Annotated in this window: 21 protein-coding genes and 2 tRNA genes; 8 read left to right on the top strand and 15 right to left on the bottom strand. The window is 40.5% G+C overall.

Features of this window, described 5'->3' with window-relative positions; genetic code table 11:
- Nucleotide 1 precedes the first annotated feature (1 nt).
- A tRNA-Gly gene (locus tag ACYVNW_RS14035) sits at nucleotides 2-74 on the bottom strand.
- A gap of 177 nt (nucleotides 75-251) precedes the next feature.
- Between ACYVNW_RS14035 and ACYVNW_RS14030 the strand changes: the two genes are divergently transcribed.
- Nucleotides 252-767 carry a gamma carbonic anhydrase family protein gene (locus ACYVNW_RS14030; RefSeq protein WP_460680500.1) on the top strand — a complete coding sequence of 172 codons (516 nt, stop codon included), beginning with the start codon at nucleotides 252-254 and terminating at the stop codon, nucleotides 765-767.
- Here the strand turns inward: ACYVNW_RS14030 and ACYVNW_RS14025 are convergent.
- Nucleotides 757-2,403 carry an Ig-like domain-containing protein gene (locus ACYVNW_RS14025; RefSeq protein WP_460680499.1) on the bottom strand — a complete coding sequence of 549 codons (1,647 nt, stop codon included), beginning with the start codon at nucleotides 2,401-2,403 and terminating at the stop codon, nucleotides 757-759. The two genes, ACYVNW_RS14030 and ACYVNW_RS14025, sit on opposite strands and share 11 nt — an antisense overlap.
- Here ACYVNW_RS14025 and ACYVNW_RS14020 point away from each other — a divergent pair.
- Nucleotides 2,336-2,503: a hypothetical protein gene (locus tag ACYVNW_RS14020; RefSeq protein WP_460681029.1), complete on the top strand. Its 168-nt coding sequence runs from the start codon at nucleotides 2,336-2,338 to the stop codon at nucleotides 2,501-2,503. The genes ACYVNW_RS14025 and ACYVNW_RS14020 overlap by 68 nt on opposite strands.
- Nucleotides 2,504-2,538: 35 nt before the next feature.
- On the opposite strand, the gene mnmG is transcribed toward ACYVNW_RS14020, so the two are convergent.
- The 4 genes from mnmG to ACYVNW_RS14000 are packed head-to-tail and all read right to left on the bottom strand — an operon-like array spanning nucleotide 2,539 to nucleotide 7,218.
- Nucleotides 2,539-4,401 (bottom strand): tRNA uridine-5-carboxymethylaminomethyl(34) synthesis enzyme MnmG, encoded by a 1,863-nt coding sequence (mnmG, locus tag ACYVNW_RS14015; protein ID WP_460680498.1) that lies wholly within the window; start codon nucleotides 4,399-4,401, stop codon nucleotides 2,539-2,541.
- Between the two features lie 30 nt (nucleotides 4,402-4,431).
- Entirely contained in the window at nucleotides 4,432-4,686 is a 255-nt protein-coding gene (locus ACYVNW_RS14010; protein WP_460680497.1) for a CBU_0592 family membrane protein, read from the bottom strand.
- A 4-nt stretch (nucleotides 4,687-4,690) separates the two neighbouring features.
- The gene (locus ACYVNW_RS14005) at nucleotides 4,691-6,565 is read right to left on the bottom strand and encodes an ABC-F family ATP-binding cassette domain-containing protein (RefSeq protein ID WP_460680496.1); all 1,875 of its coding nucleotides are present in this window, start codon (nucleotides 6,563-6,565) and stop codon (nucleotides 4,691-4,693) included.
- Nucleotides 6,562-7,218: an NAD(P)H-binding protein gene (locus tag ACYVNW_RS14000; RefSeq protein WP_460680495.1), complete on the bottom strand. Its 657-nt coding sequence runs from the start codon at nucleotides 7,216-7,218 to the stop codon at nucleotides 6,562-6,564. The genes ACYVNW_RS14005 and ACYVNW_RS14000 overlap by 4 nt, the downstream gene beginning before the upstream one ends.
- Nucleotides 7,219-7,507: 289 nt before the next feature.
- Here ACYVNW_RS14000 and ACYVNW_RS13995 point away from each other — a divergent pair, with 289 nt between their 5' ends.
- Genes ACYVNW_RS13995 through ACYVNW_RS13985 form a run of 3 tightly spaced genes read left to right on the top strand, consistent with a single transcriptional unit; the run spans nucleotide 7,508 to nucleotide 9,838 of the window.
- The gene (locus tag ACYVNW_RS13995) at nucleotides 7,508-8,287 is read left to right on the top strand and encodes an MlaE family ABC transporter permease (RefSeq protein ID WP_460680494.1); all 780 of its coding nucleotides are present in this window, start codon (nucleotides 7,508-7,510) and stop codon (nucleotides 8,285-8,287) included.
- Between the two features lies 1 nt (nucleotide 8,288).
- Nucleotides 8,289-9,080, top strand: a complete 792-nt coding sequence (locus tag ACYVNW_RS13990) for an ABC transporter ATP-binding protein (RefSeq protein ID WP_460680493.1) — start codon at nucleotides 8,289-8,291, stop codon at nucleotides 9,078-9,080.
- Nucleotides 9,077-9,838 carry an MlaD family protein gene (locus tag ACYVNW_RS13985; RefSeq protein ID WP_460680492.1) on the top strand — a complete coding sequence of 254 codons (762 nt, stop codon included), beginning with the start codon at nucleotides 9,077-9,079 and terminating at the stop codon, nucleotides 9,836-9,838. The genes ACYVNW_RS13990 and ACYVNW_RS13985 overlap by 4 nt, the downstream gene beginning before the upstream one ends.
- Before the next feature lie 75 nt (nucleotides 9,839-9,913).
- Here the strand turns inward: ACYVNW_RS13985 and ACYVNW_RS13980 are convergent, their stop codons facing one another.
- From ACYVNW_RS13980 to ACYVNW_RS13965, 4 genes are read right to left on the bottom strand one after another with little or no spacing between them, the layout of a single operon-like run.
- Nucleotides 9,914-10,423, bottom strand: coding sequence for a glutathione peroxidase (locus tag ACYVNW_RS13980; protein ID WP_460680491.1), 510 nt, complete (start codon nucleotides 10,421-10,423; stop codon nucleotides 9,914-9,916).
- Between the two features lie 45 nt (nucleotides 10,424-10,468).
- Complete coding sequence (gene ybeY, locus ACYVNW_RS13975) at nucleotides 10,469-10,897, bottom strand: rRNA maturation RNase YbeY (protein ID WP_460680490.1); 429 nt, start codon at nucleotides 10,895-10,897, stop codon at nucleotides 10,469-10,471.
- Nucleotides 10,897-11,319 (bottom strand): ATP-binding protein, encoded by a 423-nt coding sequence (locus ACYVNW_RS13970; protein ID WP_460680489.1) that lies wholly within the window; start codon nucleotides 11,317-11,319, stop codon nucleotides 10,897-10,899. Before ACYVNW_RS13970 ends, ybeY begins: the two co-directional genes overlap by 1 nt.
- Before the next feature lies 1 nt (nucleotide 11,320).
- Complete coding sequence (locus ACYVNW_RS13965; RefSeq protein WP_460680488.1) at nucleotides 11,321-14,644, bottom strand: DUF4175 family protein; 3,324 nt, start codon at nucleotides 14,642-14,644, stop codon at nucleotides 11,321-11,323.
- A 222-nt stretch (nucleotides 14,645-14,866) separates the two neighbouring features.
- Between ACYVNW_RS13965 and ACYVNW_RS13960 the strand changes: the two genes are divergently transcribed.
- The 3 genes from ACYVNW_RS13960 (at nucleotide 14,867) to ACYVNW_RS13950 (ending at nucleotide 16,134) form a co-directional block, all read left to right on the top strand.
- Nucleotides 14,867-14,940: transfer RNA gene (locus ACYVNW_RS13960), tRNA-Pro, on the top strand.
- Nucleotides 14,941-15,134: 194 nt separating this feature from the next.
- On the top strand, nucleotides 15,135-15,791 hold the full coding sequence (locus tag ACYVNW_RS13955; protein WP_460680487.1) for a DUF4279 domain-containing protein: 657 nt from the start codon (nucleotides 15,135-15,137) through the stop codon (nucleotides 15,789-15,791).
- Nucleotides 15,792-15,855: 64 nt separating this feature from the next.
- Nucleotides 15,856-16,134, top strand: coding sequence for a hypothetical protein (locus ACYVNW_RS13950; RefSeq protein ID WP_460680486.1), 279 nt, complete (start codon nucleotides 15,856-15,858; stop codon nucleotides 16,132-16,134).
- Between the two features lie 434 nt (nucleotides 16,135-16,568).
- Here the strand turns inward: ACYVNW_RS13950 and ACYVNW_RS13945 are convergent, their stop codons facing one another.
- The 5 genes from ACYVNW_RS13945 to ACYVNW_RS13925 form a co-directional block, all read right to left on the bottom strand.
- The gene (locus ACYVNW_RS13945; RefSeq protein WP_460680485.1) at nucleotides 16,569-18,410 is read right to left on the bottom strand and encodes a DUF5060 domain-containing protein; all 1,842 of its coding nucleotides are present in this window, start codon (nucleotides 18,408-18,410) and stop codon (nucleotides 16,569-16,571) included.
- A 192-nt stretch (nucleotides 18,411-18,602) separates the two neighbouring features.
- Nucleotides 18,603-20,069 carry a glycosyl hydrolase family 28 protein gene (locus tag ACYVNW_RS13940; protein WP_460680484.1) on the bottom strand — a complete coding sequence of 489 codons (1,467 nt, stop codon included), beginning with the start codon at nucleotides 20,067-20,069 and terminating at the stop codon, nucleotides 18,603-18,605.
- A 104-nt stretch (nucleotides 20,070-20,173) separates the two neighbouring features.
- On the bottom strand, nucleotides 20,174-21,268 hold the full coding sequence (locus ACYVNW_RS13935; RefSeq protein ID WP_460680483.1) for a glycosyltransferase family 4 protein: 1,095 nt from the start codon (nucleotides 21,266-21,268) through the stop codon (nucleotides 20,174-20,176).
- Nucleotides 21,261-22,340 carry a glycosyltransferase family 4 protein gene (locus ACYVNW_RS13930; protein ID WP_460680482.1) on the bottom strand — a complete coding sequence of 360 codons (1,080 nt, stop codon included), beginning with the start codon at nucleotides 22,338-22,340 and terminating at the stop codon, nucleotides 21,261-21,263. The genes ACYVNW_RS13935 and ACYVNW_RS13930 overlap by 8 nt, the downstream gene beginning before the upstream one ends.
- A 30-nt stretch (nucleotides 22,341-22,370) precedes the next feature.
- On the bottom strand, nucleotides 22,371-23,609 hold the full coding sequence (locus tag ACYVNW_RS13925) for a hypothetical protein (RefSeq protein ID WP_460680481.1): 1,239 nt from the start codon (nucleotides 23,607-23,609) through the stop codon (nucleotides 22,371-22,373).
- Nucleotides 23,610-23,615: the final 6 nt, after the last annotated feature.

The following is a 23,615-nucleotide window of genomic DNA, read 5'->3' as shown; positions in this document are numbered from 1 at the left end:
GAGCGGAAAACGGGGTTCGAACCCGCGGCCTTCAGTTTGGGAAACTGATGCTCTACCAGCTGAGCTATTTCCGCTTAAGTATTCAAACATAAAGAAATTTAATTAATCAATTAATAATTTTGTCATTGCGAGGAACGAAGCAATCTTGTAGTTATTCTTCTTAACAATTTATACGACGAGATTGCTTCGTTCCTCGCAATGACAGAATTTTACCACATCTGCATATTTGCACATTAATTCATCAACTCACTATGCCGCTCATCCTGCCTGTAAAAGACAAAACACCTACCTGGGGTAACGATTGTTTTATTGCTGAAAACTGCACTATTGTAGGTGATGTTACCTTGGGTAACCAATGCTCGGTTTGGTTTAATGCCGTGGTGAGGGGTGATGTACATTACATTAGGGTAGGGGATAAGACCAATATTCAGGATGGGGCAGTAATACATGCCACTTATCAGAAAGCACCAACCACTATTGGCAGCAATGTAAACATTGGGCATAATGCTATTGTACATGGTTGTACGGTGAAAAATAATGTACTAATTGGCATGGGCGCTATTGTGATGGATCATGCCGTGGTAGAAGAATATGTCATTATCGGTGCTGGTTCGGTAGTGCTCGAAAATACCGTATGCGAATCGGGCTACCTGTATGCCGGTACGCCTGCCAAAAAAATAAAGCCGCTTACTGACGAGCAGAAGCAGCTTTTAGATCGTTTACCGAATAATTATGTAATGTATTCCGGCTGGTTCACTACGGCGTAATTATTTCTTTCGGAATAGCTACAGTTTCCTCCTGTTCCCAGTTGGGTCGCAGGGTAATTTCTTTGGTATCCGTCCAGATGCTTTCGGGATAAACTTTTTGCTTTACATTACCACTATCCCAGCGGCCGTTACCATTGTTATCATAAATTACTTTTACCCGGTATTTGGTAGCAAAGTAATCTTTATATACCAATGATGTATTCTTTTTTATTATATCTGAACGGTAGACATTTTGCTTCGGATCGGTTAATTGCACAATGTAAGATTTAGTGCTATCCGGTACCGTTACTTTTACGGTGAGGGTACCATAATTTTCAGGCTTGTCCACGGTGAAGCGCTTGAGCTGGCGTTTGTTTTTATCACCATATATATCGGTGAATGCATCTTCCAATAAAGTTAACTCATAGCGTACATCTTGTTTCCACCGATACTTTAATAATAATCTTTTAGGGTTGGCAGCATCTTTCTGAATAGTAAAACCGCTTACCTGCGCAGAGTCTTCAGTGAGCTGAATACGCGATTGGTCGAAACTTTCAATCGGGATGTTAGCCGTCATTTGAAGATCGGTATTAGGTTTTAGGTGGTTATCTACATTGATGTTGTAGCCAAAGCCTAAATTGCGCGTGAAACTTTCTTTACGCCCTTTTCTGAGGTATACTGTATCTAATAGTTTGTTTTGATCAACTACTGATACACTAATGGAGTCAAAATCCATATTGCGCATGTAAACCAATGCTGTATCCCGGTTTTTTGTAAAATCAACCAGTTTTTGCCGGTCAAAATCGGGCGGATAGTTTACTTTCACATCAGGTGTTACCAGGCTTTTATTAAAACTAAAAAATAGGGCGCCTTCAGGGGTAACATGCTTATCTACAACCCTGAATTTTTCGGGTATCTGCCTGAAAAGTTTCAGCTGCACGTTACTGGTATCGCCGGTAAGATGAATAGGTCTTTTTAAGAAAGCAATCAGCTCAGCATCGTTATTATATACTTTATCGGGCGTGGCTTCTTTCAAAGCATAAATACGGTAATCGCCATCATGTAGGTTATTTAAAGAAAAGTTACCGGCAGAGTCGGTAGTAGTAAAAATGTAAGGTTTCTTTTTACCAAAGAATGCGGTATCCTGATCCAGGGGAAATAACATGACTGTAGCATCCTTTTCCTTTTCACCAGTTTGGGTATTACTCACCGAACCTGATACACTCAAAGAGTCGATGTGCGGACCGGTAGAAAACACATAGGTAAAATTTTTAAGGATGTTGCCCTCATGGTTATCAGCAATCGCTTTGCCGAAGTTGATAACGTAGGTAGTGTTCTTAAGCAGCGAGTCGCGCAGGTTAATTACCAAACTCTTGTCTTTAATTTTATATTCAGGCTGTTTTTCTTGTGCCGGGCTAATACTGATTTCCTGATATTGGTTGGCCAGTTTAAAATACTCGTCAAACTCAAGCGTAATTTGTTGAGCTTTAAAATTACGCGTCATGTTATCTGGTGTTGCCTGCAATAATTTAGGTGGAGCAAAATCTTTGGGTCCGCCCTGAGGGCGTTGTATACTTGCACACGAAAAAATGAAGAGCAAAACAACAAAAAGGACAGAAATTTTTGCAAAAAACAAGCACTTTGAATTTAAAGCCATTTTTAAGCGTTATAAGCGATTTTTTAGGTTTAATGAAGATTGTACTCAAAAATCAAAAATAAAGGCTTTAAAGAAAAATTTACTTAAAGCATTTATTTAATATGTGAATGCTTTGATTTACAGCATCTTATGTGTTTATCGTGCTACATGCACCATCAACACAGAAATATCAGAAGGTGAAACACCCGAAATGCGAGAGGCCTGACCCAAAGTGCGCGGTTTAATTCTCATTAATTTTTCTCGGGCTTCTTTTGACAAAGAAACTAACTGATGATAATTAAAGTCGGGATTAATTTCCCGGTCTTCCATTTTCTTCATCTTTTCTACGATCTCCATTTCTTTATCAAAATAACTCTCGTATTTGATTTTTATTTCAGCCTGCTCTACAGTTTCCTGATCATATTTTGATAAGAGCTGGTTTAGTTCAGCATCAGCTTTCTGCAAATCCTCAAAACTTACCTGCGGGCGACTGAGCAAATTAAACAGCTTGGTATTTTGATTTAAAGGACTCGTTTCAAGTTCCTCTAATAAAGTATTTACTTTAGAAGGTTCAATTGATTTTGCTTTGGTAAATTTTACAATCTCATCAGAGTTTGCCACTTTCCTTTTTACTTTTTCCAATCGCTCATCGCTAATCAAGCCTAACTCATGACCTTTAGGGCTTAACCGGATATCCGCATTATCTTGACGAAGCAACAGGCGATGCTCTGCTCTAGAGGTGAACATTCGGTAAGGCTCTTCTGTACCTTTAGTAATCAAGTCATCAATTAATACACCAATGTAAGATTCAGAACGTTTCAAAATCAGTTCATGCTGATCATGTACTTTTTGATGAGCGTTGATGCCAGCTATTAAACCTTGAGATGCCGCCTCTTCATAACCTGTAGTTCCATTTATTTGACCAGCAAAGAAAAGGTTACTGATTAATTTAGTTTCCAGTGTTAAGCTCAATTGGGTAGGAGGGAAGTAATCATATTCAATAGCATAGCCAGGCCTGAACATTTTAGCATTCTCGAATCCTGGTATCAAGCGCAGCGCTTTAAATTGTACATCCTCGGGTAGTGAAGTAGAGAAGCCGTTTACATAAATTTCTACAGTATTCCATCCCTCAGGTTCAACAAAAATCTGGTGCCGGTCACGTTCGGCAAACCTGTTAATCTTATCTTCAATAGAAGGGCAGTAGCGCGGCCCTAAACCTTTTATGCGGCCGGTAAACATAGGTGATTTTTCGAAGCCTTCTTTCAAAGTTTCATGTACCTGCCCATTTGTATAGGTAATCCAGCAGCAACGTTGTTCAGTTGGTAATGGTACATCGGTATAAGAAAAGCGGCCACGTTGTTCATCACCCCATTGCTCTTCCATTACCGAATAATTTAAAGTTCGGCCGTCTACGCGTGGTGGGGTACCCGTTTTCATTCGTCCGGCTTCAAAGCCTAATTCTACCAGTTGTTCAGTTAGACCATGGGCAGCCTTTTCACCTGTGCGCCCACCGCCGAAGCGTTTTTCGCCTATGTGAATAATTCCATTTAGGAAAGTGCCATTGGTAAGTACGACGGCGTCACTTTCAATCTCAACACCCATGGCTGTTTTTACACCGCAAGCTTTACCATTCTTAACCAGTAATCCTACCACGGTATCTTGCCATATATCGAGGTTTGGTATACTCTCTAATGTTATGCGCCACTCTTCTGCAAAGCGCATCCGATCGTTTTGAGTACGTGGGCTCCACATTGCCGGCCCTTTTGAGCGGTTCAGCATCCTGAACTGAATGGTTGTCTTATCAGCTATAATGCCTGAATATCCTCCCAGGGCATCAACTTCCCGAACAATTTGTCCTTTAGCCACACCACCCATTGCCGGGTTGCAACTCATCTGTGCAATTGTTCCCATATTCATGGTAATCAACAGTACAGATGAACCCATATTAGCGGCAGCAGCAGCAGCTTCGCAGCCTGCATGGCCTGCGCCAGCCACTATTACATTGTATTTATTGAACATGTTTTTTGTGTATGTTCCACGTGGAACGTCTTATAAGTCCTTATTTGATGTTCCACGTGGAACTTTAATTAGTGATGATAACGCAACCAAAGCCCATATACTTTCTAATAAAACGAAAGGATAGAACTTGATTAAATACGATGAAAAGCCACATAAACTGGCTCCAACAAAGTTACATAGCGCATAAAACTTACTATCTGATGATATCTTTTTATACAAGTTTAAAAGGAAACCAATCAATAATATGATAACGCCTAAAGAGGCAATAATATCTGAAGTACTCATAATTTTAAGCTTCGCTAAGTTCAGTTAATTCCATCCAGCGCATACTTTTTTTGTCTAAAGCAGCAGTTAATGATTCTATTTGTTTAGACAGATTCGATATTTTCTCATAGTCACCATTACCCGAATTTAGTTCTGATGTTAATTGCTTAACTTGATTTTCTAATGCTGCAATTTCTGTTTCAAGCGTTTCCAACTCCTTTGTTTCTTTAAAGCTTAATTTGCTCTTTTTAGCCGTAAGGGGGGCAGGTGCCGGTTGCTTTACTATACTGGCACCTTGTTTTTCCGCTATTTTCTTATATTCAATTTCATCTTTGTAAGACGAGTAATTACCGTTGTATAAAGTGACCTGACCTGTGCCCTCCATAATAAATAATTGATCCGTTAAGCGGTCAAGTAAGTATCTGTCATGCGAAACCAGCATCAGTACACCATTGTAGGAAAGTAAGAACTCCTCTAATACGTTTAGCGTATCAATATCCAAGTCATTGGTCGGCTCATCTAAAATTAAAAAGTTTGGGTTTTTAATCAGGATGCTCATGAGTTGCAGGCGCTTTTTTTCACCTCCACTCAAATTAGCCACCATGCCATGCTGTTTAGCAGGAGGGAAGAGGAACTGGGTGAGCAGCTGGGAAGCAGAAATTTGTTTTCCGTCAGCCATAGTGATGTACTCAGCCACATTTTTAACCACTTCTATCACACGTTCGTTGGGGGAAAAGTTCATACCTGCTTGATGAAAATATCCCATTACGGTAGTTTCTCCTTTAATTACTTCCCCTTTATCCGGCTGTATAGCACTCGTAATAAGGTTGAGCAAAGTTGATTTGCCACTACCATTTTTACCGGCTAAACCTATACGGTCGCCTTTTTTAAAAACATAATTGAAGTCATCAATAATATGTTTATGATCAAAAGACTTCGCTATATGATGTAGCTCTAAAATTTTATTTCCCTGGCGAGCAGTTTTTATGCTTAACTCCACCTTGGCATTGGGGCCGGCATTTTTAGTCTTTTCTTCCAGATCATAAAAAGCATTAATGCGAGCCTGAGATTTGGTTCCGCGTGCTTGGGGCTGACGACGCATCCATTCCAGTTCTTTTTTTAACAAATTTGAATTGCGTTGAAACTGTACATCGAGTGTAGCCTGGCGCTCTGCTTTTTTCTCTAAGAAGTATCCATAGTTGCCTTGATAAGAGAATACCTTGCCTCGGTCCAATTCAATAATTTCGTTACATACATTATCCAGAAAGTAACGGTCATGCGTTACCATCAGGATGGTTTTACTGCCTTCGGTCAGTAATTTTTCCAGCCATTCAATCGTATCAATATCCAGGTGGTTAGTGGGCTCATCCAATACATACACATCAGGCTCAGCGATTAATAACTTAGCTAATGATAGACGCTTTTTTTGCCCACCAGATAATGTGCTGATCTTCTGCTGTAAATCATGCACATCCAACCTACCCAAAATATTTTTTATCTGGTATTCATATTCCCAGGCATTAGTAGCGCTTAACTGTTCCATTACCTTATCAATGGCTTTCTGATTATCTGGCTCATGGGTCAATAACTCTTCATACCGCCGTATAAGTTGTTGCTGTTCATTATCAGCGCTAAAAATGAAATCGCTAATAGTAGCCTCTTTATCAAATTTCGGATCTTGATCCAGGTAGCCAATCTGTACATCTTTACTATGTACCACTTTACCTTCCATAGGTAAAAACTGTTCAGACAGTAACTTCAGTAAGGTAGACTTCCCTGCACCATTAACGCCTACCAGCGCCACCCTGCGGCCACGGTTGATACCAACAGTAAGGTTTCGAAAAAGCCAATGGTCATGAAAAGAATGACCTAAATTTTCAGCAGATAAATAAGTACTCACGCTAATTGTTTTATATGATCAGAAGGGTGGATGTATATCCCTTCTTTATGTTGTAATGATTGTTTGAACATGGCCATGGCAACCACATTCGCTTTAATACTTCTATACTTTTTTAATTTGCCGATTAATAATGGGTCAATAACCTTCATCATCATTGCAGCCATTCGTTCTGCAAATCTAAATTCATTACGCTGCCCTGTTAGTAGCGAGGGCTGGTAAATATGCAGACAAGTTAAATTCAATTTCTCAATGGCCTGTTCAATTTCACCTTTAAGCTTATTATAAAAGTTGCCAGATTGAGCGTTAGCACCAATGGCAGATATAAAGTGAAATTGAGTGATATGATTAGCCAGTGATATATTTGCTAAAGCTAAAGGATATTCAAAATCTACTTTACGATAGTCAGATAAACGTGGTGTTTTTTTGCGGGTAGAACCCAGACAGCAGAACAAAGCATGACCATGCAATAAAGCAGCCTGTTGGTGCAAACTATCAAAATTAATAACCACTTGTACCAATTTGGCATGACTGATTGGTAGTTCCTTTCTTACCAAAGCAACCACTTGATCATACACCGGTTGTTCGAGCAAAATTTTGAGTAATGACGATCCTACCAGTCCGCTTGCTCCAGCTATAATTGCTTTGTATGCCATTCACTCCTAATAATTTACAAAAATAAGAAAAGTAACAGGAGATTAACTTATTTAAGATGGGTATGACGCAAATATTGCTTTTAAAGACAACTTTTTTTGTCTGGTGATATTGAGCAAAGATTTAGCATATTTCAAACGCTTCTATAGCCAGAGTGTAAACAAAAAGTGACAAAATTAAGTTGAATAACTATATCGCTTCAACAACCGGCATCATACATCTCCAGTTTAATGGTGCCCTAGCTTACTGTTGATTGCAGCTGTTTAACCAATTTTAATTTTTATTAGCTATATGGCAGAGCAGATTATAGAAGAACCTTCGTGGAAACGTTGGATAGAAGGTGTAGGTGACCAGAGTATATTTTTTGGGCGCTTTGTGCGAAACATATTTTCAGGCGGATTTGAATGGTCTGAATTTATCAGGCAATGCTACGAAATTGGTTACCGCTCTTTCATGCTGGTAGGCATTACGTCGTTCATTATGGGCCTGGTACTCATTTTGCAGTTAAGGCCTACGCTGGTTTCTTTCGGAGCAGAAAGTATGTTGCCACATACCCTGTCTGTTTCTGTAATACGCGAGATAGGTCCGGTTATTACAGCTATCATCTGCGCCGGTAAAATTGCATCTAGCATAGGAGCCGAATTAGGCAGCATGAAAGTAACAGAGCAGATTGATGCAATGGAAGTATCTGGCGCTAATCCTGTGCAATACTTGGTGGTTACACGCATACTGGCTACTACACTCATGATTCCGTTACTGGCTATGATAGGTGACTTTATCTCCCTAGTGGGTGGTTATATCGCTTTAAACATCACCGACAACATAAGCTTTCCATTGTATCTAAATAAATGTATTTCTGCGCTTGATTTTACCGATTACATGCCGGCTTTAATTAAAACCTTCTTTTTTGGTTTGGCTATTGGATTTGTAGGGTGTTACAAAGGTTATAACTCCAACAGGGGTACGGAGAGTGTAGGCTTAGCGGCAAATTCGGCTGTAGTAACTGCATCCTTATGGATTTTCTTTATTGACATGCTGGTTGTACAAATTTCCAACATCTTGTTTTACTAAAATGGAAAGCGTGAATACATCAGTTGAGCAGAACGTAGCAACACCTGATTCATTACATGAGAACGTAATTGAGATCAAGCACCTTAAAAAGTCCTTTGGCAAAAAAGAAGTATTAAAAGATATTAATCTTACAGTTAAAAGAGGAGAGAACCTGGTGGTATTAGGCCGTTCGGGTCAGGGCAAGTCAGTGACCATTCAATGTTTGGTAGGTATGCTGATGCCGGATGGAGGGTCAATAAAAGTGTTTGGGAAAGAGGTGCCCGAATTAAACGATGTTGAATTAAAAGAACTGCGCTCAAAAATAGGCTTCCTGTTTCAGGGGGCTGCGCTGTATGATTCTATGCCGGTAAAAGAGAATCTGGAATTTCCCTTAACCCGCGTATTAAAAATAAAGGATCAGGCTGAAATTGACCAGCGTGTAAAGGAAGTATTGGAAAGTGTAGGGTTACCAGATGCTGCAGCCAAAATCCCTTCAGATTTATCGGGCGGTATGCGTAAACGCATTGGCCTGGCACGTACCTTAATTGTTAACCCGGAGATCATGTTGTATGATGAACCTACAACCGGATTAGATCCCATCACTTCACGCGAAATCAGTGAGCTTATACTGCAAATGCAGAAAAAATATAAAACCACTTCAATCATTATTACCCACGATATGGATTGCGCTAAAGTAACTGCCGACCGTGTAGTAGTAATGAGAGATGGTGAGTATGTAGCTGAAGGAACTTTTGAAGAGCTGCAACAATCAAACGATGAATTTGTAAAATCCTTTTTCCTTGATATCAAATGAAAGCAACATCCGGACAAAAAATAAGAATAGGCATTTTTGTAATTGCTGGTTTACTTATCCTGTTTTTAGGGATATTTTTAATTGGTAACCAAAAAAGTATGTTCACATCTACATTTAGGGTATACGGAATATTTAAAAATGTAAACGGGCTAATGGTAGGTAATAATGTACGGTTTGCCGGTATAAACATTGGTGTAGTAGAAAGCATAAATATTGTTACCGATAGCACAGTAAGGGTGGACTTAACTATAAATAACAACGTTAAAAAATTCATTAAGCAGGATGCTAAAGTGGCCATTGGCAGCGACGGTTTAATGGGGGATAAGCTGGTTACCATTAGCCCAGGAGCTGGCAGCACGAAGGTTGTAAATGATGGTCAGCACCTTGTAGCTGTTAACCCGGTAGATGTAGATAAAATTATTGCCCGTATTACCAAGGTTGCGGATAATGCAGCCGATTTATCAGAAAGCTTGTCGGGGATATTTAAAAAGGTGAACACCGGAAAGGGCACTTTGGGCCGTTTAATAAGTAATGATAAAATGGCCAGAGATTTAGAAACTACCGTAGCTTCAGCTAAAACTACCGTCAGAAACGTAAACACCAGTACACAAACATTGAATGAGGATTTAAAAGCAGCACAACATAATTTCTTATTACGCGGCTTTTTTAAGAAGAAACGCAAAGCAGAGAAGGCACGTCGTGACTCTATCGAAAAGGCCCGTAAAGAGGCTGAAAAGGCGGCTAAAAAGAAAGATTAACATAAGTGTGGTAGGAATTAGCTTAAAACAAAAGAGGCGCTTACAAGCGCCTCTTTTGTTTTGTATACCATAAAATTACAACTGACTTGTAATTGCTGGGTCTAATGGTTTTGTTTGCGAGCGGTAACGGTGAACCAATTTACCATTTTCGTCAATTAAAAACTTTTCAAAGTTCCATTTAATTTCACCGGTAAAATCAGGATTAGGGGCGCTGGTTAAATATTTGAATAACGGACTGATGTCATCGCCTTTTACGCTTACTTTTTCGCTTAAAGGGAAAGTTACGCCGTAATTCTTTTCGCAAAAAGTTTTAATCTCTGCATTTAGTCCGGGCTCCTGGCCGCCAAAGTTATTGGCAGGGAAGCCAACTACCACTACTTTGCCTTTGTACTTATCTGCAAGCTCCTGTAATTCCTTGTACTGTGGTGTAAAACCGCATTTTGAGGCTGTGTTAACAATTAGTAGCTTCTTACCTTTATATTTTGAAAGGTCAAATGCTTTGCCATCAATATTTTTTAATTTGAAATCATATACTGAGCTGGGCGCAGTAAAGAGCAGGGCAAAAAATAAAGCTAAGATTTTCATTATCAGTGTGATTTAATTGATGCTGTAAAAATAAAGGAAAGATATCTAAACGAAAGTTCTTTTCGTCAGGTAAAAGTCTTCTTTTTGGGTCATTAATGTTTTATCAGCCGGAGTTTTATCCTTATAGCCCAGCAAGTGCAGAGTACCATGTATAATTACACGGTGCATTTCTGTAGCGGCGTCAACATCAAACTTTTGTGCATTTTCTGCTATACGCTCGGCTGAGATAAAAATGTCTCCTGTAAGGTAGCTTTCGCGCTCCGAATTGTCAAAAGTAATAATGTCGGTATAAGTATTATGATTAAGGTATTGCTGATTGATGGTTAACAGATAAGCGTCTGAACAGAAAATAAAATTCAGTTCATCCAGTTTAAAGCCTTCAGCAATAATAGTGTCCTTAATCCACTGTTTTACTTTTAATTTCTGCTTTAAATTGTAGGCAATATCTTCTTCAAAAAAATGAATAGCCGGCATTAAATTTTAAAATGAAGTTCCACTTCGTTACCCAAAGCGTTAAATATGCACTGGTCGGCCAGATGCTTAACAATAAATACACCGCGCCCTGTCAGCTTCTCCAGATTTTCTTCAGCAGTAGGGTCGGGTAAATTAATATAATCAAAGCCTTCACCTTCATCGGTAACCGTCCATACAATGCGCTTGGCATCTACTTCGGCATTTACAATTACTTTTTTATCGGGATTGAGTTTATTTCCGTGTACAATAGCATTGGTCACCACTTCGTTCAGGCAGGTCATCATGTTAGCAAAAGTATCTTCACTTACATTGTGCTTGTCTGCTATATCTTCAATTAAAGCCTCCAGTTGCGTAATGCTGTCGCGCTTGGAAGGGAGTTGTAATGTATATAATTCGGTAATTGGGATATTCGCTTCTTGCATGTTATTGTGCATTTAATTGATCGAAATAAAGTTTAACACGTTGTTTAAAGTACAAATTCAGTGCCGGAGGTACGGTTTGCAGCAGCTCCGTTTGTTTAGTACGCTGTTGCTGATAATTTTGCAGCGCTTTGATGTAGCCCGGCGGAAAGCTTTTCCCTGCTGTACTTTCCCGCTGTTTATCTTGTTCACGCTGCTGTTCTGCCTTCTCAGCTTCCAGCAAACGACTATGAATTTGTTGCTGACGTATTAACGATTCATTTGTAATATTCTTGTTTACGATATCATTTTCTGTTTGTTCCATTGCCCGGGCTATTTTGTTGAGCTCGCTGGCACCCGCACTCCCCGGATTGGTTTCTTCATTACTGTATTTTTCAAGCGCCTGCCGTATCATTTGCTGTTGCCTGGCCATGCGGGCCAGTTGTTCACTGGTACTGCTCTGGGCACTTTTCCCCTGATTGCCTTGTTGCTGCAATTGCTCGCGCATACGCTGCATATTTTGGTTCAATTGCTGCTGCTGCTGCGATAGCTGCGATAATGAACCTTGCTTTTTACCACTACCCGGCTTTGAATTCTTCATCATGCGCTGCAACTGGTTCATTACTTCACTTAGCATCAGCGCCAGGTTATTCATACTGGTCATGGCATATTGCTGGTGGCGGTTCACCTCAGGTGTGCGCCGCTCATCCATCAAGGTAAGCGCACTAGCAATATGCTCATTAATACTTTTTATTTCCTGGTTTACTGCGGCCTGTATTTGTGGCACCCGCGTGCTTAAAGCATATAAAGTATCTTCAGCCGTTTTCAGGTTGTCCTTAATATCTTTTTGCCGTTGGGCCAAAGATACATAAGATGCATCATTTGAGCTGATACTGCGCAGGCGTTGCATTAATTTTTCTTGTTCAAATGAACTATTGACCAAATTTTTAACTAATTCGCGCAGTTGCTGTAAATTTAACTGATTTTGCTGTTCTTCGCTTTCCTGCTCCTGTTGCTTCATCTGGCTGGCCATTTGCTGCATTTGCTGTGCGGCTTGCTGCTGGGCTTGCTGTGCACTCTTATGATTATTTTTTTGCAGTTGCGCAGCACTTATCTCCATCTGCTGCTCTACCTGTTTACTTTGCGGCTCGGGGTTTTTGAAATTGGTTTTTTGATCCAGTTGCTCATTGGTTTTATCCAAGTCGGCCAGGCTTTTTTTCAACTCATTAAATTTTTGTTGTAGCTGCTGCTGTTCTTGTTGTAACTGCTGGGTACTGGCCATCTTTTCACCTGTTTTCTGCGCCAATTGCTGTTGCTGTTGCGCCAGTTGGTTAAGCTGATTAATGTTTTGATTCAGTTTCTGATCGAAATCCAGTTTTTTATACAACTCCAACATCCGGTTCAAATCTTTTTTAACCGACTGATTGTCCGACTGCATTTCTGATAGTTCGTTGCGCGTGGCTTCTTTTTGGTTTTGCTGCAGTAAGTTTTCTAACTGCTTCAGCATCTCCTGTGTTTTAGGATCAGCCATTTGGTTCATCAGCTGCTCCATTTCTTTTTGTTTAGCCGTAAGATCGGCATCTTGCTGCTGATTTTCCTGGCGGTTGTAGGCGTTTTTTTTATTTTCCTGCTGAATGTCTTTAATCAAATCGTTCAGTTCTTTACGCTTTTGCATCAGGTTTTCCAGTTGCTTCTTCTCGTCGTAAGAAAGAGAGGATTTGTTGAACAGAGATTGGTTCAATTGTTGGGTTTCCCGTTCTAACTGGCTTGCCAGTTTAATGGCCGACTGCATCTTTTGTTTTACTGCCTGGCTTCCTGCATTCAGCTGTTTATCCAGTTGCTGCATATCCGGAACTTGTAAGGTAAACTCTTGTGAACGCACTTTTTTAGGCCCGTTAACACCATCATTGTCGGCTACTTCAAAATAATAAGAAACAGTACTGCCTGGCTTAGCCGGTATATCTGCTGTATTTAAATAATAGAAAAAGCTGCTTTGGTTTTTGGTTAAGTCTGCTTTAACAGTTTTTCTAATTACTGTTTTTTGCTGCGGATGATCAGGATTATTGATTACACCAAAAAAATTGAGGGAAGAGAAGCCATAATCATCACGTATCTTGCCATTAAAATATAATGCCTTTGTACTTATGGAGTCTTTTATTTGCACTACCGCAATTTCGGGCGCCTGGTCTGCTATCACATGAATATTATAAGCAACGCTATCTCTCCGAAGGGCTATGTTGCTTACCGGTATTATGGTATAATGTGTATTATGTAAAATGCTTTTGGCATACTCAAAATAACTATTGCCTGCTGGCTTGGCAAAGGCATTTACGCCATTCAAACTAAACTGCACACCGGCGGCGTTTTTAGTACTCAACTGCCAGGTTACTGCGGTACCTGCCGGAATGTTCAGCTCGCCTGTATTAGCTAATACTTCGTTCTTTTTATGCAGGTAAGCCGGATAGCGGAGCTGCACATTAAAGTGTAATAAAGAAGGTTTATACACCACCTTAATTTCGTAAGGGGCCGATAGGTAACCATTGGCTGAAAGCCGGAATACTATGCGCTGCTGCACATTGGTAAACAAGTAATTAAAGCGGCTGATGTTTTCTTTAGTTAACTTGAACGAACGGTCTGCCATTTCTATGTACACCTCATTGGGCAAACGGCTGCCTTTGAGTTTAACATCTAACTTTAAATCTTCGCCTTGGACTACGGTCAGGCTGTGGTTCTGCACTTCAAATTCAAAAGGGGCAACCGGTGCAAAATATTCATTATGCCTGATAATCCGTCGTGTGCTTTCAGTAAGTATAGACGGTGCAATAGCAGCTATAATTAAAATAATAAGCAGCGGATATATCACCCATTTTAAGAATCTGCGGTTGGTTTTAAAATTAATGGCCGACGGAAAGCTTACTGGCCTTAACACTTCAATTTTCTGATTAATGCTGGCTTCAATAATCTGGCGGTGCTGTATATCCTGTTCGGCCAGTTGTTTCAACTGTAGTGTATTCAGCAATTTGTCCTTTACATCAGTGAAGTGCAGGCCAATAATTTCGGCAGCTTGCTCATGAGATAACGTTTTTCCTAAGCGCAGGTAAGCAATTAGGGGAGGTGCTACCAGCCAAAGGAGCAAAAATGAATTGAGTACTATAAAAAAGTAAAACAGCAACGTGCGTAAGCCAGTATTAAAATTACCAAAATATTCACATAAAGCAATGATCAAAAAGGCGCTGCACATGCCGGCGGCTAAAAAAATTAATCCGCGCAGTAAGCGGTTCAATTCATACCTGCGGATGAAAGCATTAATTTGATGAATAAGAAAATTGTAATTGCTGGTTACCGCCATGCTTAACAACTAATGTACAGAATGCTACAAAATTTACAGCATTTGAAAGTGATTAGTTAACGAAAAATGCAGTCGTTACGGTATACATGCGGCGCTTGAATAAAAGCTTGCCATTATATAATCTCAGCTTACTCTGGTTTTAAACAAGTAGGCTGTTACTTTAAGGCAAATTTTGCAGCTAATTATTAAAGCGATATATTTGCACCCCCGGTATATACCACTCGGGATGTAGCGTAGCCCGGTATCGCGCCAGCATGGGGTGCTGGAGGTCGTAGGTTCAAATCCTGCCATCCCGACTTAAGAATCTCATACAAAGCATATTCAGAAAGCATTTAAGGCTAACTGGTTATGCTTTTTTTGTTTAGTACCGATGTGTACATTATTGTCCAAAAAGGTTATCTTCCTTTATAAAAGGAAGAAAAAGTAAGGTCAGTTTGGATAATGAGTTTAGTTGGTAAGTGTTATCTTGGCTGTGACCTAATATTAACACATGGGTATACAAGAGCAAGTTACACAAGCAGCATTGCAGGAGCTGGAAACCCAAAGCTGGGGAGCAACAGAGCAATACCTGCAAATATACGAGGTGGTTAAAGCTGAAGGGAAACCAGTTATCGCAAGAATAGACATGGAGGAGCCAAAAGGCTTAGCTATCGTTTACTTTTCCATGGTAGGCGAAAGGCTTTACTTAGCCATAGGAGTAGATACGCAGCCGGAAGTTGCCATCAGGTACATTAATACAGAGAGTTATAATAAAGTTTATCTAAGGGCTAGCTCAGAAACATTAACCGCAGCGCAAATTCAAGTGTTGTCTACACTTCAGGCAAGTGAAAGTTTTAACAAGGGAGAACTCAGAAAATCAGGTAAAGTTACATACACCTATAGCTGCGCCAACTATGAGCCTAATCCGGAGCCAGATGCGTTCGAAGATAAGTTAATGAAGCTACTGGACTACCTGGAGCAGGACAACGCAGGCGTTGCGGCATTAGTAATGCAGGCAGATGCTTATATACAGGTAGATCAGGACATACACTACGGTAATGGACTGATTGGAGGACCTTACCTAAGCAAGGAGGTAATTAGGCGCATGAGCGGGTTAAATCTGGGGATCGAATTTAGCCAGTACGCCACAGGAAAACCTTTTGTGTAAGTAAACAGTTATTGATGCTACGCTACAAGAATACTATCTTAGCCTAAACCCAATGTTAAGTAATATGCATATCAGAAGACGTCTACTCATCATTCTTACGGCTGCTTTTTTGTTACTCAGCTTACTATCTGCTTTTGGCTATGCTAACAGCCTGGTCAGCTACAAATATGAGGTTCAAGACACGGTGGTGGATAGCAAACCTTTAAATCAGCATCAAGAGGATATTCTCAATAATATTACGGTGAGTAAAACTGAGGCTATCACATTTGGTGTAATGTGTGGGCTCATGATATTATTGATGACAGTAGAGCCAACATTTAAAGGGCGCATAAGCTATAAGTAAAATAAAACTAAGATGACCGGAGAGCGGCTATCTACATTTAAAGCAAAGGTAGGCCACCGTCTGGATACGCTTAAAGGAACTACGGCATAAACACAGCCCTACACACCTCCTTAAATTTATTCTGTTCTTCCTTTGCTTAATCCAGCCCTTGCCTGAGTGTTGGCTTCAAAAATAGCTAATCACTTAAGCAGTAAACGCTGTTGAGGAACCACGCTAAGTTTGTAACTTCGCATACATGTTTACCTCTTTGTTTACTCCTATAAAGTACAGAGAGCTATATAAGTGCTTTAATTAGCCCAATTATCAATAAAACAGACAGTAGGCTGCTCTCATGGGGTGCAGGAGGTCGTAGGTTCAAATCCTGCCATCCCGGCTATCTTACAGTTGTAACAGTAAAAAGCCTTTGAATTTAAAGTTCAAAGGCTTTTTACTTATTACCTTATAATCAATCGCCCGGTTACCTTGCGATGGTCGGTTTCAATGCGATAAATATAAACTCCTGATTTTAGATCAAGATTTAGCACCTGGTTATTGGCTACATTGTTTTGAATAAACACTTTATGTCCCAATATATCAAACATCTCAATATGTGCGGTGCCGTTAAAGTTACCGTTAATGTAAGTCACATTATCAGCCGGATTAGGGTATAAAATAGCATCAAGCGGGTCATTTTCATTGAAAGCAAAAGGAGAATTGTCTACCATAATGCGCATGGCAATATCAACCGCAAAAGGAGGAGAGGTAATGGTTTGGTCTCCGTAGGGTAAGTCGGCCGATGAAATAATTGAGTTATCAGCCGGGTTAATCCAATAAACTTTACCCGGCCTGAAAAGCCGGTATTTAAAGCTGGTGGTTACCTGGCTATCATGTGTATCATAATGATGGAAGTAACCCATAATCACTTTATTTGAGCGCAGGCCATAACCTCTTACCTGGTACGAATTGATGGGTTTGATTAAAGCAAATTTTACATCCGCATCTGCCAGGGCTGAAAAATCGTGCAATGCCCTGATATAACCGCGTTCTTCGGGCCCCAAATAGATGTTGGCAGATTTAGGATGCTCGTAACTTTTACTGGCGGAGGTGTTCCAGAATACCAGAACTGCTTCTGCAAAAAATGAGGTCCAGGTGCGGATGCGCATACGTAAGGCCGAGAGCGGGTCCCAGTTGGCAACAGAATTACCTTGCTCGCCGAACAATATGGGTTTGTTGAAAAGTTTGAGTGGGTTAATACGATCAAAGGTTACCTGGTCACTTTCCAGTTCAGGCTCCCGCTGGTACCAATGCTGGGCTACAATATCAATAGAAGGGTTCTTAGGCTGCTCATCGCTTACAGATATCAACCTTTTATAGGGGTCAATAGAGCGTATGTAAGCGGGGATAACACTCAAATAATATTCTGATGCCGATGCTTCGTTAAAAAGCTCCCAGATGTCTACGTAGGCACCGTAGCGGGCAACCATGTAATTAATGTAGCGTTTTATTGCCGCTTCCTCTAAAGGAGTACTGCCATCAATATTGTTAAACACAGGCGGCCCGAAAAAGGTAAGCCATATGCGAATATTATGATCACGCAACGAGCGAACCAAAGTGTCGCCATATTTTCCTTCGTTTAAATTATAGGTATTGCCATTGGGATTGATATCGTTCCACGTCCTGAAAGAGCAATTATCCGTAGTCCACCTGAATAGGTTGAAACGCGCACCTTCGTTGCCATAGGCATCCATATATGTTTTTAAATCTGTAAGTCGCCCGTAATAAGTCGGCGGATTCATTTTTTCGCCATCAAATCCAAAATCATCCAGAGGGGTACCGTTTTGATTAAAATCTGATATACAATCTTCAAAAGCAAGTCCGTTAAACAGCGTACCATCTTCATAAACCAGCCTGAACGGGTTGGTAGGATGTCGCCGCAGATAACCTTTTGTAGATGAAGTTATGCAATCGAAGTTACCGGTAGCGGTGTACGTTCCGCCGGGAGCCTTAAATTCAATGGCATAATTCCATTTACCGGTTTGAGGAGGAGCAAAGCGGACTTTCCAGGTATTGATATCATAATAGAAGCCATTTACCGTTATGTTTTGCGGCCCGCTGAATACCGCATTAATAGTAACTGCTTCCCAATTATTGGGGTAAGTTTGAGGATGATGAATGGTAAGCTCAATTACATTAAAACGGCCAACCGAGGCCGAATCGGCAGTTACTGTAATTTGAGCCTTACAGGGCAAAAAAGGTAGTGCAAAAAAGAGGAGTACTGCCAGCGCAAGGTTTTTCATGGGATGATGGTTCGCTGTTGATTGATTTACAGCGGGTAGATTAGTTTTAATTTCTTTTATACTCTACCAGCAAAGTATATTGGCTATAAAAATAAACTAACCTATCAAAATTGCGCTATACTTAATAAAATTGTTGCTAAAAACTTACCGGGCAGTTTTCAACCGTAATACATCATCCTAAAGTTAGTAGGCTTAAGGTTGTAATTGAATGTTACTTACAAAAGGGTTGGTCTTAATCATATCCCTGTCTAACGGTTTTCCGTTAACCTTAATGTTTTTAAAATATACACCTTCTACTTTGTTTTGATCGCCTGCACCTACAATATCTATATTAAGCGGGTTGCCTGTAGCCGTAATGTTACTGAATGTTACCTGCCTGATATGCCCTGCGGCTCTATCATGAGATTCATACTGGGTTTTGCCTATCCATAAGTTAATAAACAAGTGTGCCTCCTCCAACCGGATGTGGTTAAAAGTAATATTGCTGATGGTGGATGCATCGGTATGAAATACGCGCAGGCACCAGGCCCGGCTGTAATCATGTATAATATCGCAGTTGCTGAATAATACGTCAGATACATCGTGCCGTAGCTCGGCACCCAAGCTTAAGGCATTGGCCAGCTGGTTCCAAAGCACACAATTTTTTACCACAATATGGTCTGACGGGCCTTCTCCCAGTTCCGTCTTAATCACAATCAAATCATCATTTGTTCTGACGAAACATTTATCTACCGTTACATTATGACTGTTGCAAATGTCTATGCCATCGGTATTAGCTCTGTATCCTAATATTTTGATGTTGCTTATATTTACGTTGGTACACTGCCTTAGAGGCACTGTCCAACCGGCAGAATTAACCAGGATTACACCATTCATTTGCACATCGGTACCATGAACGTAAATAAAATTGCCGGCATGGGTAGGCAGGGCGCTGCCATCAATAATGCCGTGCCCATAAAATTTGATATGATTACCCCTTAGCTCAAATACCGGAGCATAGTTTTTTAGCCCGGAAGGCTCAATACCAAAAGGTGCTTTAGGGTCAACAACCGCCTGTATCACGGCGCCAGGCGCAATGTAAACGGTTTTATTATCGCCAATCACCATATGGCTCACCTTATGAATACCCGGGCCAAAATAAATTATATTGGGATCTTTACTTGAAGGTACACGCGTTTCAATGGGGTTAACAAATACATGCAACGATTTTACTACCTCCCCGTTAATTTCAATAGTAAGATTTTGAGGTTTTGATACTTTGAACGAAACGGTATGCCTGCCCAGCACAGGCCTGATGCCGGCTGATGAAGGCAGAATTTTTGCACTCCGTACGTTCTGATTAACGGTAACAGTTATTGTAGCAGTGCCTTGAAGGTCGAAATAAGTGAAAGCTGCTTCATCAAAATATTGTTCGGAATGCAATAGATCATCTACAGCTTTAAACCGCCTTACTGCATTGCCTGCAGCAACTTTAGCTAAGTAAACAGATAAGGGTTTGGTATCAACACTTACTTTAAAGGCACTGCTTAATACTGCGCCTTTAGGTGCCGGATAAGTTTTTAAAATTTTATTTGTTGCCGCATTACAGGTAAAGGCCAGTAAAGATATAAATCCCGCCAGTAAACAATTTTTATAACCTAAAGAGATGAGTACACGCATATATTTACAATTAAAACCACATTAACAGCTAAACAGCACATTAGCTAACCAACGTTATTTACTGGTGTTTTAATTAATAACGGTAAAAAATGGCAAGTAACGTTTTAAATATTGGTGTATACCGCTTCTAATTGTTTAATTGTCTTCCTGATATCGTGTTTTGATTTCACATATTCAGCCGCCGCCCGTCCTATTTTAAGGCGCAGTTCAGGTTGGGTAATCAGCGCCTCGAGTTTTTCAACAAACTCATCGACAGTAAGGCAGGAGAAACCATTTTCGTTATTTTGAATCACATCGGTATTGCCGTCAACCCTGGTAACAACGCAGGGTTTTTCCAATAGCATGGCTTCCAATAGTGAGAAGGGCAAGCCTTCAAAAACAGAAGTCATTACATAAATATCGGCCTCCTGAAGAAACCGGATACTGGTTTGAGGATCGCCCCAGCTTTCGAATTTTATTTTTTCGGTTAAGTTGTGCTCTTCCAGATAAGCATTGATTTCATCCGCCAAATGATCGTGTATGCCTGCACCTAAAACAGAAAATTCAACATTAGGATACTTTTTCAGCAGGATATTAGCTACTTCTAAAAACAGCATATGGTTTTTCTGTAGCGTAAGCCTTCCAATCATCCTGATTTTTATGTTTCCGCCTACAGGTCGCGCCGGCTTTAAATCAACAGGTACAGCATTTAAAATTACGTTTACCTTGTTTTTATTGTGCCCCAATTCATATACAGCACGGTTGGCTTCAGAGTAGGATATGGCCAAAAGTAAATCTGTCCACTTTTTGGCCATGGTTTCCAGCCCGAAAAAAACCATTCGCTTCATACCGGTGAATGAGAGGTATGAAAATGCGTGAGGAGTATATATAACTTTAGTGCCTGTAAACTTTGCTGCTATTCTTCCCAAAAAGCCACCTTTGGCGCTATGGGCATGTATAATATCCGGCTTTTCTTTCCTGATGGCTTTGATTAGGTTCAACAATACACCGGCATTTTTTACAGGATTATTGCCCCGTTCTAACTCAGCATAATAGTAAGGGATGCGGAGGTTTTGGCAGAACTCTTCAAATATCTTATCAGGCGGGGCAACCACCACAAATTCAAAAGCATCTTTATCCATGTATTCAAATACATGAGCCATATAGGTTTTTACTCCACCTGTAGAAAGGCCGGTATGTAAAATCTTTTTCTTAATCACTGTATTGCTTTATTAACTGGTACACCTGCCTGGCGCTTTTATGCCAGTTATATTTAGCCGCCTGCGCTAACCCTTTGTTCTTTAGTTCGGCTAACTTCCCTTCATTATTAATCAACTCGTCAATAGCGGCGGCAATGCTGCTGTCATCGGCCGGGTTAAAATAGGCGCAGGCATCTTCCAGCACTTCCGGGATAGAAGAAGTGTGTGAGGCGGCTACAGGGCAACCCATCAGCATGGCTTCTAAGGGCGGTATACCAAATCCTTCGTAAAATGAAGGGAATACAAACAAAGAAGCATTACCATACAGATATTTGAGTTCGGCATCAGAAACATAGCCTAAATAATTGATGGCTTTACTGCGCGAAGATTGCTTTAAAGCGCCTATCACACCGCCTGCAATTACCATTTGGTATTTTCGGAAATCAATTTGATTAAGCGCGCGGCTCAATCCCTCAAAGTTTTTATTGGCGCCGAGGCTGCTTACTGCCAGGCAATAGGGCTTCAACTGCTCAATTTTTTCAATAAAATCGCTGCCTGGCTCGTTGAAACGCCTGATATGGTTGGCGGCATTGTAAACCACTGAGGTATTTTCGGCCTTAAAACCGCAATGTTCAATCAGTTCTTTCTTCGAAAAATTTGAAACCGTGATCATGTGCCTGGAAATTTTGGCCAGCAGGGGTATGGCAAAGTTGTACCAGAGGCGAAAGCCGGATGAGAAGTACCCCGGATTTACGTTAAAGGAAGCATCATGCACAATTACCATCTGTTTGGTTTTAAACAGGGTTGAAATGGTACCCATGCTAAGCAATAGACTGCCAAACGTGTATAACGGAAGTTCAAATTGTTCCCAAAGGTTACCGGTAAAAAAGCCTTTCTTTAGTAGCTTAATATGCTTAAGCTGAATAGGATTAATAATTTCTCCGGAATAGATCAGGAAAAAAGAGTATTGCTGTAAATCAATTTCACCGGTATCAATCAGTTCATCCAGCGCGGTGACCAACTCATAGGCCGTACGCTGAACGCCTGTTAGCGAACGGGTTAAAAACCGTCCATTTAAAAAAACATTTTTCATTTTAATAACCTCGAGCGTATGATCGCCCTTTTACTTCCACCTGAACCTGTATAAATAAAACAAACTTACAATAGTAGGCGGAATGCTATAAATACTGAGCTGCGTAAAATTAACCAGCAACCCGAACACTGTTCCGAAGGCAATCAGCACGACTGTTCTGATGATTATGGATTCATATTTCCTGAACAAATTTTTCGTTATCCTGATAAACAAGCCGGTAAAAATGCCGGTAAACAAAGAAAACAGGATGACGCCCACCCATTCAAACGAAACATAGCCCCACATAGGCAAAGGCAGGCGTAAGCCGCCCGATCCTATGTCATTGATATCTTTGCCAGGATTAACAGTAACAAGTGTAAATACGGCAGGGTTCCATTTATAGTGGCCGGGTATCAGGCCGCCATACATCGTTCGGCCATACGTCCATTGCGGGCTTTCCTCAAAAAAACTTAGAAAGTCTAACTGGTCGGGTACGTCGGGCGTGCCCGCAGTAATAATCTGCCAGATATTTTTTTCGCCGGTGTATTCCCTGATTCCTACCAGGTAATAAAAGAACGAACTAAGCACGAATACACCAATAAGTACCACCATTAGTATGGCAAAATGCCATCGGCTTTTAAACGACATGATAATGGCGAAAGCAATCATCACCCCGGTAAATGCCCCGCTTCTGGCTAATGACATGGCCATCAATACCAATGCTGAAACAATATACAGCAGCAGCATTTTATGCCTGAATCGGTACCATATGATACAGGCAATAGGCATAATAGTAGACAGAATAAAGAAAGAGGCACGGTATAAAGAGGCCACCCGGCTGTAAGGTGCCTGGTATTGCCCTCTGAATAGTTTAGCTGAAATAGGATCCTCAGCAAACATGGGTATAAAACCCATAACTGCATAGCTGATAATTAAGCCGATAACGCCGGCCATCATCATATTAGTGGTAATATTAGTTACTCTTTTTTCATAGGCTTCAACACCCATCACATCAAAAGAAAAACGTGTTGTTAAACCCTGACCTAATATATAGCCTAAAAACATACCTGCCAGGAATGCAACTGTACCTAAAACTAATATTTGCGTATATAGGTGTACAATATCGGCAGGATAATAATCTTGTATGTACAAGATCATGGTGGGTACTACTATAGATACAAAGGCACCGCCAACAGATAAATGCTGTAATGCATTATATCTGCTGGGCCATAATATATAGCCACCCAAGGTTAAAACAAGCAGGGTTGAACAAATTAAAAAGCTTTCCATAAACGT

This window comes from Mucilaginibacter koreensis (genome assembly GCF_054783355.1).
This window is presented reverse-complemented; position numbering and strand designations above follow the sequence as displayed.